Origin of the sequence: Streptomyces cinnabarinus (genome assembly GCF_027270315.1) — a bacterium.
In the GTDB taxonomy this organism is placed as follows: domain Bacteria; phylum Actinomycetota; class Actinomycetes; order Streptomycetales; family Streptomycetaceae; genus Streptomyces; species Streptomyces cinnabarinus.
On the sequence record NZ_CP114413.1, the window covers coordinates 3,940,622 to 3,953,452 of the forward strand.

Annotated in this window: 13 protein-coding genes; 7 read left to right on the plus strand and 6 right to left on the minus strand. The window is 71.7% G+C overall.

Annotated elements, in window-relative coordinates; translation table 11 throughout:
* The 5 genes from cbiQ (at position 1) to STRCI_RS17635 (ending at position 3,789) form a co-directional block, all read left to right on the plus strand.
* Positions 1–762: a cobalt ECF transporter T component CbiQ gene (cbiQ, locus tag STRCI_RS17615; protein ID WP_269659905.1), complete on the plus strand. Its 762-nt coding sequence runs from the start codon at positions 1–3 to the stop codon at positions 760–762.
* A complete protein-coding gene (locus STRCI_RS17620; RefSeq protein WP_269659906.1) occupies positions 750–1,517 on the plus strand; it encodes an energy-coupling factor ABC transporter ATP-binding protein in 768 nt (255 codons plus the stop codon). The genes cbiQ and STRCI_RS17620 overlap by 13 nt, the downstream gene beginning before the upstream one ends.
* Positions 1,518–1,527: 10 nt before the next feature.
* On the plus strand, positions 1,528–1,995 hold the full coding sequence (locus STRCI_RS17625) for a MarR family winged helix-turn-helix transcriptional regulator (RefSeq protein ID WP_269659907.1): 468 nt from the start codon (positions 1,528–1,530) through the stop codon (positions 1,993–1,995).
* A gap of 125 nt (positions 1,996–2,120) precedes the next feature.
* The gene (locus STRCI_RS17630) at positions 2,121–2,567 is read left to right on the plus strand and encodes an organic hydroperoxide resistance protein (protein ID WP_269659908.1); all 447 of its coding nucleotides are present in this window, start codon (positions 2,121–2,123) and stop codon (positions 2,565–2,567) included.
* Between the two features lie 43 nt (positions 2,568–2,610).
* A complete protein-coding gene (locus STRCI_RS17635) occupies positions 2,611–3,789 on the plus strand; it encodes a serine hydrolase domain-containing protein (protein ID WP_269659909.1) in 1,179 nt (392 codons plus the stop codon).
* 71 nt (positions 3,790–3,860) lie between these two features.
* On the opposite strand, the gene STRCI_RS17640 is transcribed toward STRCI_RS17635, so the two are convergent.
* A complete protein-coding gene (locus STRCI_RS17640; RefSeq protein WP_269659910.1) occupies positions 3,861–4,136 on the minus strand; it encodes a DUF1876 domain-containing protein in 276 nt (91 codons plus the stop codon).
* A gap of 106 nt (positions 4,137–4,242) precedes the next feature.
* On the opposite strand from STRCI_RS17640, the gene STRCI_RS17645 reads away from it, so the two are divergent.
* Positions 4,243–4,671 carry a RidA family protein gene (locus STRCI_RS17645; protein ID WP_269659911.1) on the plus strand — a complete coding sequence of 143 codons (429 nt, stop codon included), beginning with the start codon at positions 4,243–4,245 and terminating at the stop codon, positions 4,669–4,671.
* Between the two features lie 10 nt (positions 4,672–4,681).
* On the opposite strand, the gene STRCI_RS17650 is transcribed toward STRCI_RS17645, so the two are convergent.
* From STRCI_RS17650 to STRCI_RS17665, 4 genes are all read right to left on the minus strand, one after another.
* Positions 4,682–5,527 (minus strand): DMT family transporter, encoded by an 846-nt coding sequence (locus tag STRCI_RS17650; RefSeq protein ID WP_269659912.1) that lies wholly within the window; start codon positions 5,525–5,527, stop codon positions 4,682–4,684.
* Positions 5,524–6,045 (minus strand): YbaK/EbsC family protein, encoded by a 522-nt coding sequence (locus tag STRCI_RS17655; RefSeq protein WP_269659913.1) that lies wholly within the window; start codon positions 6,043–6,045, stop codon positions 5,524–5,526. Before STRCI_RS17655 ends, STRCI_RS17650 begins: the two co-directional genes overlap by 4 nt.
* Before the next feature lie 160 nt (positions 6,046–6,205).
* Positions 6,206–8,428 carry an MMPL family transporter gene (locus STRCI_RS17660; protein ID WP_269659914.1) on the minus strand — a complete coding sequence of 741 codons (2,223 nt, stop codon included), beginning with the start codon at positions 8,426–8,428 and terminating at the stop codon, positions 6,206–6,208.
* Between the two features lie 101 nt (positions 8,429–8,529).
* Positions 8,530–9,135 carry a TetR/AcrR family transcriptional regulator gene (locus STRCI_RS17665; RefSeq protein WP_269659915.1) on the minus strand — a complete coding sequence of 202 codons (606 nt, stop codon included), beginning with the start codon at positions 9,133–9,135 and terminating at the stop codon, positions 8,530–8,532.
* A gap of 181 nt (positions 9,136–9,316) precedes the next feature.
* Between STRCI_RS17665 and STRCI_RS17670 the strand changes: the two genes are divergently transcribed.
* Positions 9,317–12,562: a S41 family peptidase gene (locus tag STRCI_RS17670; RefSeq protein ID WP_269659916.1), complete on the plus strand. Its 3,246-nt coding sequence runs from the start codon at positions 9,317–9,319 to the stop codon at positions 12,560–12,562.
* A 61-nt stretch (positions 12,563–12,623) separates the two neighbouring features.
* On the opposite strand, the gene STRCI_RS17675 is transcribed toward STRCI_RS17670, so the two are convergent.
* On the minus strand, positions 12,624–12,827 hold the full coding sequence (locus STRCI_RS17675) for a hypothetical protein (RefSeq protein WP_418953351.1): 204 nt from the start codon (positions 12,825–12,827) through the stop codon (positions 12,624–12,626).
* Between the last annotated feature and the right edge of the window lie 4 nt (positions 12,828–12,831).

The window sequence follows — 12,831 nt, forward strand, 5'->3', positions numbered from 1 at the left end:
ATGGGCGCCGGGCACGCGCACAGGCTCTACCGGCACGGGCACTCCCCCGTGCACGGACTGCCGCCGCACACCAAACTCGCCGCCACCTTCGGCTTCGTGGTGGTAGTGGTCTCCACCCCGCGCGAGGCGATGTGGGCGTTCGGCCTGTACGCCGTCCTGCTCGCCGGTGTCGCGTACGCCGCGCGTGTGCCCGCCGGCTTCCTGCTCAAACGCCTGCTGATCGAGGTGCCGTTCGTCGCGTTCGCGGTGCTGATGCCGTTCGTTGCGGAGGGTGAGCGCGTCGAGGTCCTCGGCATGTCGCTGAGCGTCAGCGGCCTGTGGGGCGCGTGGAACGTCCTGGCGAAGGGCACGCTCGGCGTGGCCGCGTCGGTACTCCTGGCCTCCACCACCGAACTGCGCGAACTCCTGCTGGGCCTGCAGCGCCTGAAGCTCCCTCCGCTGCTGGTCCAGATCGCGTCCTTCATGATCCGGTACGGCGATGTCATCACCGACGAGATGCGGCGCATGCGGATCGCCCGCGAGTCGCGCGGCTTCGAGGCGCGGGGCGTACGGCACTGGGGGGTGCTCGCGAAGTCGGCGGGCGCGCTGTTCATCCGCTCCTACGAGCGCGGCGAGCGCGTGCACCTGGCCATGATCAGCCGCGGGTACGCCGGTGCCATGCCGGTCATCGACGAGGTGACCGCGTCCCGGGCGCAGTGGACGTACGCCCTCACCCTCCCCTTCGCCGCTCTCGTCGTATGTCTGCTGGGATGGACGCTGTGACTGCTTCTCTGGAGGTCTCCGGCCTCGCCTTCGCCTACCCCGACGGCCACCAGGCCCTGTTCGGCGTCGACTTCTGCGTCGGACGCGGCGAACGGGTCGCGCTGCTCGGCCCGAACGGTGCAGGCAAGACCACGCTCGTGCTGCACCTCAACGGCATCCTGACCGGGGGCACCGGCACGGTGCGGGTCGCGGGGCTGCCGGTCGGGCGGGAGCACATGGCCGAGATCCGGCGCAAGGTCGGCATCGTCTTCCAGGACCCCGACGACCAGCTCTTCATGCCGACGGTCCGGGAGGACGTGGCCTTCGGACCCGCGGCGGCCGGGCTGAAGGGCGCCGCGCTGGAGGAGCGCGTGGACCGGGCGCTCGCGCAGGTCGGCATGGCGGAGTTCAAGGAACGGCCGCCGCACCACCTGTCGTTCGGGCAGCGCCGCCGGGTGGCCGTGGCGACGGTGCTGGCGATGGAGCCGGAGATCCTCGTCCTGGACGAGCCCTCCTCCAACCTCGACCCCGCCTCCCGCCGCGAACTGGCCGACATCCTGCGCTCGTTGGACGTGACCGTGCTGATGGTCACCCATGACCTCCCCTACGCCCTTGAGCTGTGCCCGCGTGCGCTGATCCTCAGCGAGGGCGTGATCGCTGCGGACGGCGGGACGGGCGAGCTGCTCTCGGACGAGGACCTGATGCGGGCGCACCGGCTGGAGCTCCCGTTCGGCTTCGATCCGCGTTCGGTCCCGGTGCCCGGCGGCCGTCCGTGACAATGGGCGGGTGACGAGCCACGAGGACGGCGCCCCCGGGTCCCTGCTGCTGGACGAGCAGCTGTGCTTCGCGCTGTACGCGGCCCAGCGCGCGGTGACGGCCGCGTACCGGCCGCTGCTCGACGAACTCGGCCTGACGTATCCGCAGTACCTGGTGCTGCTGGTGCTGTGGGAGCGGGGCGAGACGACGGTGAAGGAGCTGGCGGGGGCGCTGCGGCTGGACTACGGCACGGTGTCGCCGTTGCTCAAGCGGCTGGAGAGCGCGGGTCTTGTGCGCCGGGAGCGCTCGGCGGGCGACGAGCGCTCGGTGCTCGTCGCGTGCACGGGGCGCGCGGAGGAACTGAGGGAGCGCGCGGCGCGCGTACCGGGCGCGCTGCTCGCAGCGACGGAGCTGGGCGGGCCGGAGGTCGCGCGGTTGCGCGAGGAGCTGTGGCAGCTCACGGCGAAGGCCCGGTCGGCGGCGGACCGCGCGCGCTGAGCTCTCCGCGTTACCGGCGGTTGCCACCCCCTGACTTCACCAGCACACCTACCGGCCAGTACCTTGTGCACGATGTAATGGCGCACAGGGTAATGACGCACACGCTTTTCCGGGGGAGGACGACCATGACCGAGGACACCGCTGTCGACACCCGTCCCACGAAGATCATGTACGTGGCCGAGGCCACCGCGCACGGCGGCCGGGACGGGTATGTGACCAGTCAGGACGGTCATCTGGAACTGCGCGTGGCGATGCCGCCGCAGCTCGGCGGCGACGGCAACGGCACCAATCCCGAGCAGCTGTTCGCCGCCGGCTTCAGCGCCTGCTTCCACAACGCGCTGGTCCTCGTCGGGCGCCGGGCCGGGTTCGACCTGTCCGGTTCCACGGTCGCGGCGAAGGTCGGCATCGGCCCCAACAAGCAGCGCGGATACGGGCTCGCGGTCGCCCTCAGCGTCTCGCTGCCGGTGCTGGACGCGGACGTGGCGACGAAGCTGGTGGACGCCGCCCACGAGGTCTGCCCCTACTCGAACGCGACCCGGGGGAACATCGACGTCTCGATCCTGCTTGGGTGAGGAGGAGACACCAGCACCGAGCAGGGCGTAGAGGAGTACGGGCGTGGACGTGAACGGCACAGTGGCCGAGGGCTTCGAGCCGGTCGGGGAGGCGTTCGCGCGGAACTTCGAGACGCTCGGGGACCGGGGCGCGGCGGTCGCCGTGTACCGGGACGGGCGCAAGGTCGTCGACCTGTGGGCCGGCACCAAGGACGTCGACGGCACGGACCCCTGGCAGCGGGGCACCGCACAGGTCGTGCGCTCGGCGACCAAGGGCGTCGCCGCCGCCGTACCGCTGCTGCTGCACCGGCGCGGGCTGCTGGATCTGGACGCGCCGGTGGGCGAGTACTGGCCGGAGTTCAAAGAGCGGGGCAAGGAGCGGGTGCTGGTCCGGCACGTGCTGAACCACCGCGCGGGGCTCCCGGTGCTCGACCGGCCGCTCACTCCTCAGGAGGCGCTCGATCCGGTCAAGGGGCCCGAGGCGGTCGCCGCGCAGGCCCCCGCGTGGGAGCCGGGGAGCGCGCACGGCTACCACGCTCTGACCTACGGCTGGATGCTCGACGAACTCGTGCGCCGGGTCACCGGGCAGGGCGCCGGCGCGTGGATCGCGGCGGAGATCGCCGGGCCGCTCGGCGCCGACTTCTGGCTCGGACTGCCGGCCGCCGAGGAAACCGCGGGCCGGGCGGGCCGGGTCGGCAAGGTCGAGGGCCCCGAGCCCTCCTCCGGAGCGGTCCTGCGCGCCCGCCCCAAGCGTTCGGTCACCGACGCCTACGCCGATCCGGACTCCCTCACCCGCCGCGCCTTCGCCGCGATCACGCCCTTCCCCGACCAGAACGAACCGGCCTACCGCGCGACGGCGCTGCCCGCGACCAACGGCATAGCCACCGCCGACGGACTCGCCCGTGTGTACGCGGCGCTCATCGGCGAGGTCGACGGTGTGCGCCTCTTCGACGAGGCCACGGCACGGCTCGCCCGCGCGGAGGAGTCGGCCGGTCCGGACCGGGTCCTGGTCGTGAACACCCGCTTCGGCCTCGGGTTCATGCTGCACGGCAGCGCGTCCCCGTTCCTCTCCCCCGACTCCTTCGGCCACCCGGGCCGCGGCGGCTCCCTCGGCTTCGCCGACCCCGCGTCGGGCATCGCCTTCGGCTATGTCACCAACGGCTTCCGCAAGACGGTCACGGCGGACCCCCGCGCGCAGGCACTGGTGCGCGCGGTACGGCAATCCCTCACGCAGGGCGCGTAACCCTTCGCGCGCGCCCCGCGCTCGTCAATCACGCCAGGCGCGCGAGCCGCCCCGCGCGCCCCGGCGCCTCTTCACACATGAATCGGGTGCGAGGTCCGTCCCGACGCCGCGTCGATCTCCCCGTGCGCCTTCGTCAGCAGCTGCATGGCGAGTTCGTTCAGCGCCCGAGCCGCCGCGATCTCCTCACCGACCCGTGGCTGATTCGCGTCGGTGTGGTGGCGGCTGGCGTGGCCCTGGGACCGTACTTCGGTGCCGTCGGGCAGGCGTACCAGCGCTGCCGAGCGCGTGTGCTGGTCGTCCTCGCTGAACTCCATCTCGACGTGCCATCCCACTGTGGTGTGCATCATGACGATCACCTCCGGAACGCTTGCTTCCAGAGTGCTCCCTCAGCCACCTTCCACACCACCGCAATGACATGGAATGGGCGGCGGTTTCCGGAGCGTTGAGTGGATCATGACGTCTGACGAGCGCACGATCACCAACCCGGCCACGCTCCACGACCCGGCCCCCTTCGGCTACAGCCACGCGGTCTCCGCCCCCGGCGAGATCGTCCACATCGCCGGGCAGTACGCCTCCGACTCCGCCGGCTCCCCGGTGCCGGGCGACTTCGCCGCCCAGGTGGAGCTCGCCTTCGACCGGCTGGAGTCGGCGCTGGCGGGCGTCGGTCTCGGCTTCGAGCACGTGGTGCGGCTCGGCTCGTTCATCGTCGACCACGAGCCCGCCAAGCTCCAGGTGCTCGGCAGGGCGCTCGGCGCCCGGTTCAGCGACCGTCTGCCCGCCCAGACCCTCAGCGGAGTCGCCGCCCTCGCCCTCCCGGGCATGCTCTTCGAGGTCGACGCGGTCGCCGTACGGCCGACGGGCTCCGGCGACAGCGGGAGCTGACCCGCGCCCCCTAACCCGTCCGCAGCATCAGCCCGATACCCACCACCAGCAGCGCCGCGGCGACGACCCGCGGCGCCCCGAACCTCTCCTTGAAGAACACGGCGCCGATCGCCGCCCCCACGATGATCGAGGATTCCCTCAGGGCGGCGATCGGCGCCAGTTCGGCCCGCGTCTGGGCCCACAGCACCAGGGCGTACGCGGCGACGGACAGCACCGCGCCGAGCAGCCCGACCGCGGCGAACGGCCGCAGCACCGCGACCGTCTCCCGGCGCCAGCGGTGCAGCGCGTACGCCGGGATCACCATCCCCTGCACCGCCATCAGCCAGGCGATATAGCCGAGGGACGACCCGGAGGCGCGTACGCCCAGGCCGTCGACGACCGTGTACGCCGCGATGGTCAGGCCGGTCGCGAGCGCCGCGCCGATCGCCGCCCAGTTCGGCCGGTGCCCGCGCAGGCCCCACACGGCGACCCCGGTCAGCCCGGCGCAGGAGACCGCAATGCCGGCGGCCGCCCAGCGGTCCGGCACCTCGTGCGCGAAGAGGGCGGCGAGCAGCGTGACGACGAGGGGCGCGGTGCCGCGGGCTAGGGGGTAGGCCTGCCCGAAGTCACCGAGCCGGAAGGACGTCATCAGCAGGACGTAGTAGGCGATGTGGATCACCGCCGAGGCGATCAGATACGGCCAGGCCCCGGCCGCCGGGAACGCCGTGAACGGCACCGTCGCGAGCCCGAGCAGCATCCCGCCGCCCGAGATCAGCGCGAACCCGACGAGCTTGTCGGGGACGCGGTGGGCGAGCGCGTTCCAGCTGGCGTGGGTGACCGCGGCGAGCAGGACGGCCGTGACGACCAGCGGCGTCACGCCGTGCGCTCGCGCACGTCCACCAGAGCGCCGCCCGCGTGGGCGATCAGGGTCTTGGGTTCCATGGGGAAGACGGTGTACGGGGTGCCCGCGGCGGCCCAGACCAGGTCGTGGTCGAGCAGCGAACGGTCGGCGAGGACCCGGGTCTTCGTCCGGTGCCCGAAGGGCGGTACGCCGCCGATGGCGTACCCGGTGGTCTCCCGTACGACGTCCGCCTTGGGCCGGGTGACCTTCTCGGCGCCCAGTTCGCGGCGCACCAGCTCCATGTCGACGCGGGAGGCGCCGTCCATGAGAACGAGGACGGGCACGCCGTCGGCGGCGAAGATCAGGGACTTGCAGATCTGGCTCAGCTCGCACCCGATCGCGGCGGCCGCCTCGGCGGCGGTCCGGGTGGCCTCCGGAAAACGCCGCACCCGCGCCTCGACCGCCCCGAGCCCCAACTCGTCGAGGGCGGCGGCGAAACGGGGGTGGGCTCCTGACTCGGCGGATGAACCGGCGGGTGAATCGGCAGACGTCATGCACGGCACGCTAGCGGTACGTGTACCAGGCATGCGACCGGATTCGACGACGTAGGACCGCCGTACGACGCCGAAGGACGCCGTAGGAACAGAGTCAGCCGGTGAGGGCGCCACCGTCCCCACGTCGGCCCTCACCGGCTGGTCACTGCGAAGCGGTACGTCAGGCGCGTACCAGCTCCTTGTCCTCGTCGTCCTCGGCCGCGCGCGCCTCGGACAGGCGCTGGAGGCCCTCGCCCTCGACGTCCACGTTCGGCAGGGCGCGGTCCAGCCACTTCGGCAGCCACCAGGCCCGCCTGCCGAGCAGCGCCAGGACCGCCGGGACGATCGCCATGCGGACCACGAAGGCGTCGAAGAAGACCGCGATGGCGAGGCCGAAGCCGATCATCTTGACCATCGACTCGGAGGAGCCGATGAAGCCCGCGAAGACCGCCATCATGATCACCGCGGCGGCCGTGACCACCCGGGCGCCGTGCTTGAAGCCGGTCACCACGGCCTGGCTGGGCTTCTCGCCGTGGACGTACGCCTCACGCATCCGGGTCACGAGGAACACCTCGTAGTCCATCGCGAGGCCGAAGACCACGCCGACCATGAAGATCGGCATCATCGACATGATCGGACCGGTCTCCTCGACGCCCATGAGGCCGGACAGCCAGCCCCACTGGAAGACCGCGACCACGGCGCCCAGCGCGGCGAGCACGCTCAGCAGGAAGCCGAGCGCCGCCTTCAGCGGGACGAGGATGGAGCGGAACACCGCGATGAGGAGGAGGAAGGCCAGGCCCACCACCAGCGCCAGATACGGGATCAGCGCGTCGTTCATCTTCTGCGAGAAGTCGATGTTCATCGCCGTGGTGCCGCTGACCAGCACCTCGGTGTCGGTGTCGGCCTCGATGCCGGCGCCGGTGTCCCGGATGGCGTGGACCAGGTCCTCGGTCTCGGTGGAGGAGGGCTTGGAGTCGGGGATCACGGTGATGGTGAAGGTGTCCCCGGACTTGTTGAACGTCGCCGGGGTGACCGTGACGACGCCGTTCAGGTCCTTGATCTCGTCGGCCACCTCGGTGGCGGCCGCCTCGGGGTCGGCGCTGCCCTTGGCGTCGCCGACGACCATCAGGGGGCCGTTGAAGCCGGGTCCGAAGCCCTCGGAGAGCAGGTCGTAGGCGCGGCGCTGGGTGGTGGAGGTGGGCTGTGACCCGTCATCGGGCAGGCCCAGCTCCAGCGAGGTGACCGGGACGGCCGCGGCGCCGAGGCCGATGATGCCGAAGAGCAGCACGGCGACCGGACGGCGGACCACGAAACTGGCCCAGCGGGTGCCCATGTTGGGCTTGACCGGCCCGTCCGAGCTCTTCTTCCTCCGGCCGAACAGCTTGCTCTTGGCACCCGCGGGCTGGACCTTGCGGCCTGCGTAGCCGAGCAGCGCCGGGATCATCGTCAGGGCGATCAGGACCGCGATCACGACCGTGCCGGCCGCGGCGACGCCCATCTTGGTCAGCATCGGGATGTTGACGACCGACAGGCCCACCAGCGCGATCACGACGGTGAGACCGGCGAAGACGACCGCGGAGCCCGCGGTGCCGGTGGCCCGGCCGACGGCTTCCTCGCGGTCCCGGCCCTCGGCCAGTTCGGCGCGGTAGCGGGAGACGATGAACAGCGCGTAGTCGATGCCGACCGCGAGGCCGATCATCATGGCCAGCGTGGAGGTGGTGGAGCCCAGCTCCAGCGCGTTGGCGAGCGCGGTGATCGTGGAGACGCCGATGCCGACGCCGATCAGGGCGGTCAGCAGCGGCAGTCCGGCCGCGACCAGCGAGCCCAGGGTGATGACGAGGACGACCGCGGCGACCGCGATACCGATGATCTCGGTGGACCCGGTCTCGGGTGTGGCCTGGAGCGCGTCACCGCCGATCTCCACGGTCAGGCCGGTCTCGCGGGCCTCGTCGGCGGCGTGCTCGAGGGCCTCCTTGGAGGAGTCCTCGAGTTCCATGCCGGAGACCTCGTAGCGGACCTGGGCGTAGCCGACACCGCCGTCCTTCGAGACCGACTCGGTCTCGAAGGGGTCGGTGACGGAGACGACCTCGGAGCCGGTGCCGAGTTCCTTGACGGCCTGCTCGACGGCGGCCTTGTTGTCGGCGTCCGCGAGCTTCTGCCCGTCCGGCGCCTGGAAGACGACACGGGCGGTCGCTCCGTCGGCGCTGGAACCGGGGAATCGTTCCTCCAGCAGGTCGAAGGCCTTCTGGGCCTCGGTGCCGGGGATGGAGAAGGATGAGTTGCCCGCGGCGGGCGCGGAGGCGGCGCCGACGCCCGCGAGCGTCAGCAGGGCCACCCAGATCAGGGCGACGAAGTGCCGGCGCCGAAAGGCGAGACGGCCCAGTCGATAGAGGAACGTGGCCACGGAGGCGTACTCCCGGTCATGTCGTGGGGGTGTTCAGGGCAGGGTGGATCAGCCCGGCGACGTGAGCGGTGACGTCAGGTGGAGGGCTTGCTGGGGACTTGTCAGGTGGTGGGCACGCCGAGGGCGGGGAGGACCACGGCGTCGATGTACGAGATGAGGAAGTCCTGCGTCGGCGGCAGCTCGTCGATCATCGTGCGGGCGGCGAACCCGCCGAGCATCATGTGCATCATGTAGCCGATCGCCGGGTTGTCCGCTCGGACCTCGCCCCGGTCGATCGCCCGCTGCACCAGGCGACGGAACTCCGCCATCTCCGGTTCGACGAGATGCTCCCGGAACGCCCGCAGCAGATCCGGGTTGCTGTGCACGGCCATGGCGAGGCCCCGCATCAGCGCGGAGTTCTGCTCCATCTCGCAGTCGTCCGAGCGCAGGGTGAGGGCGTGCAGATCACCCTTGAGCGACCCGGTATCGATGTCGCCCAGGCCGATGCCGCCCGGCTTGCTGTGCCGTACGGCCTTCGCGACGAGCTCGGCCTTGCCGCCCCACTGGCGGTAGAGCGTGGCCTTGCTGGACTTGGTGCGCGCGGCGACCGCGTCCATGGTCAGGGCGTCGTAGCCGACTTCGCGGAGCAGGTCGAGCACGGCCTCGTACAGCTCGGCCTCACGCTCGGGCGTGATCCGGCTGCGACGCGCGGTTGCTGCCTCGGCCATGATGCACTCCCCTTTCCGCTGGGAACCGCCCGCTGGGAACGACACGGTTTCGTACAGGACGAATGTACCGCAGGGCTCATGCGAAACGAAACCGTTTCGTACGTGTCCTGGGTCACCCTTCGCGCATCCGTCCGCTTTCTCACGAGTTGCCCGGGCCCATCCAGCGGAAAAGCATGAGGAGGTGAGCTATCTGCGCCTGCCCCATCTCAACGGTGACCTGCTGTGCTTCGTGGCCGAGGACGACCTCTGGCTGACCGACCTGGACGGACCCGGCCGCGCCTGGCGGCTCACCGTCGACCGCACCAAGGCGGGCCACCCCCGCTTCTCGCCCGACGGCACGCAGCTCGCGTACACGAGCTGGCGCAGCCTCGTCCCCGAGATCCACCTGGTCCCGGCGGACGGCGGACCGGGGCGGCAGCTCAGCCACTGGGGCACCGCGGACACCCAGGTCACCGGCTGGACCCCGGACGGCGACATCCTCGCCGTCGCCTCCCACGGCGAGCCCTTCTCGTACTTCACCTGGGCCTACAAGGTCACCCCCGACGGCTCCCCCGGCCGCAAGCTGCCCTGGGGCCCGGTCAGTGACATCCAGGTCGCCGACCTCGACAGCGAGCGCAAGACCCTGCTGCTCACCGGCACCCCGCCGCACGAGCCCGCCTCCTGGAAGCGCTACCGGGGCGGCGCCACGGGCCGCCTGTGGTTCCACGGCGAACGGCTGCTGGCCGACCTCGACGGCCATCTCGCCTGCCCCATGTTCGTCGGCGGCCGGATCGCCTTCCTCTCCGACCACGAGGGCGTCGGCAACCTCTACTCCTGCGCCCACGACGGCTCCGACCTGCGCCGCCACACCGACCATGACGCCTTCTACGCGCGGCACGCCGCCAGCGACGGCACCCGGGTGGTCTACCAGTGCGCGGGCGAGCTGTGGATCGTCGACGACCTCGCCGGCGCCCCGCGCAGGCTGGACGTCCGGCTCGGCGGCCCCCGCGCGGGGCGGCGCCGCTACCAGGTCCCGGCCGCCCAGCACGTCGACGGCATCTCCGTGGACGAGACCGGCCGCGCGAGCGCCGTCGTCGTCCGCGGCAGCCTGTACTGGCTCACCCACCGCGACGGCCCGGCCCGCACGATCACCGACACCCCGGGCGTACGGGTCCGGCTCCCGGAGATGCTCGGCTCGGTCGGCCAGGTCGCCTACGTCACCGACGCCGAGGGCGAGGACGCCGTCGAGATCGCCTATCTGCCCCGGGCGACCGGCGACCGCGAGCCGAGGAGGCTGGCCTCGGGCGAGCTGGGCCGGGTCCTGGAAGTGGTCTCCGATCCGCAGGGCGAGCGCCTGGCCATCGCCGCGCACGACGGACGCGTACTGCTCCTGGACGCCACCGAGGACTCCAACGGCGAGGTGACCGAGCTGATCCGGTCCATCAACGGGCCGGTGCGCGACCTCGCCTTCTCGCCGGACGGCTCATGGCTGACCTGGTCGCACCCGGGCGTCGGCCGCTCCCTGCGGCAGATCAAGATGGCGCGGATCTCCGGTGTCGGAGCGACGGGCGAGACGGGGCGCGTGATCGTCGACGTCACCAACGGCCGCTTCGAGGACGAGAACCCGGTCTTCACCAGCGACGGCCGCTATCTGGCCTTCCTCTCCTGGCGCGGCTTCGATCCGGTGTACGACGTCCACACCGGCGACCTGTCCTTCCCGCTCGGCTGCCGCCCCTACCTGGTGCCCCTGTCCTCGGCGACGCCGAGCCCGTTCGCGCTGAACCCGGAGGGCCGTCCGGCGGCGGGGGGCCTGGACCCGGTGGAGGACGAGGGCGGCGAGGGCGGCGCGGTCACCGTGGAGATCGAGGGCCTGGAGGCCCGGGTGACGCCGTTCCCGGTCACCGCCTCCAAGTACTCGGCGCTGTACCCGGTCGCGGGCGGCGGCCTGGTCTGGCTGCGCTGGCCGATCTCGGGGGCGCTCGGCGAGACCTTCGCCAACCCCGACGACACCAGTGGCCGGCCGACCCTGGAGCACTTCAGCATCAGCAAGGCCAAGAAGTCCGAACTCGTAGAGCATCTGGACTGGTTCGCGGTCAGCGGCGATGGCAGCCGGCTCGTCGTGGTCGACGAGGGGGACCTGCGCGCCGTACCCGCCACGGAGAGCGGCGACAGCGACTCCACGGTGTGGATCGACGCCCGCCGCATCCTGCACGAGGTCGACCCGGCCGCCGAGTGGCGCCAGTCGTACGAGGAGGCGGGCCGGCTGATCCGCGCCTACTTCTGGGACCCCGGCATGTGCGGCATCGACTGGGACGCGGTGCTGGCCCAGTACCGGCCGCTGGTCGACCGGGTGGCCTCCCCGGACGACTTCGCCGATCTGCTCCGCGAGGTCCTGGGCGAGCTGGGCACCTCCCACGCCTATGTCTCCGCGGCCCGCCGCAACGAGGGCCCGCCCCACTACCAGCGGCGCCAGGGCCTGCTCGGCGCCAACTTCGTCCACCGGGAAGCGGGCTGGACGGTACGCCGGATCCTCCCCGGCGACTCCTCCGACTCCAAGGCCCGCTCACCGCTTGCGGGCACCGGGATCCGCGAGGGCGCGGTGCTGACCCACGTCGACGGCCGCGAGGTCGACCCGGTGACGGGCCCGTATCCGCTGCTGGCGGGGGCGGGCGGTACGACGGTGGAGCTGACGTTCGTCCCGGCGGAGGGCGTGGGCCGCTCGCGCCGGGTCGCCGTGGTCCCGCTGACCGACGAACGCCCCCTGCGCTACCAGGACTGGGTGGCCAAGCGGCGTGCGGTCGTACGGGAGCTGAGCGGCGGCCGCTGCGGCTATCTGCACATCCCCGACATGGGCGGCTCCGGCTGGGCCCAGTTCAACCGCGATCTGCGCATGGAGGTCTCCCGGCCCGCGCTCATCGTCGACGTGCGCGGCAACGCGGGCGGACACATCAGCGAACTCGTCGTGGAGAAGCTGACCCGCACGATCCTCGGCTGGGACCTCACCAGGAACGCCCAGCCGGTGTCGTACGCCTCCAACGCCCCGCGCGGGCCGGTCGTCGCCCTCGCGGACGAGGCGACCTCCTCCGACGGCGACATGATCACGGCCGCCTTCAAGCTCCTGAAGCTGGGCCCGGTCGTGGGCCAGCGCACCTGGGGCGGGGTGGTCGGCATGACCGGGCGGCACCAACTCGGCGACGGCACGGTGATCACGGTGCCGATGAACGCGGCCTGGTTCGACGCGTACGGCTGGTCCATCGAGAACAAGGGCGTCACCCCGGACCTGGAGATCCTGCGCACGCCGCTGGACTGGGCCGAGGGCCGCCACGCGCAACTGGACGACGCGGTACAACTGGCCCTGGACCTGCTGGAGACGAACCCTCCGGCGATCCCGCCGGACTACTCGCACGTTCCGGACAGGTCGCGTCCGAAGCTGCCGCCGCGCGCATGAGACTCGCGCATGAGAAAGGGTGCCCCTGGTGAGGGGCACCCTTTCCGCTCAACGCGCACCGTCAGGCGTCATAGTCCTGGTCGAAGCGGTCCTGCTCTTCCTGCTGCATCCGCTCCGTGTCCTCGTCGCGGCCGCGGTGCTGGCCTCGCTCCTGCTGGCCGCGTTCCTGCTGGCCGCGCTGCTGCTGGCCGCGTTCGCGCCCCGGCTGCATCCGCTCCTTGGCCTGCTGCTGCCGCTCGGACTTCTCCTGGAACTGGTCCTTCATGCCC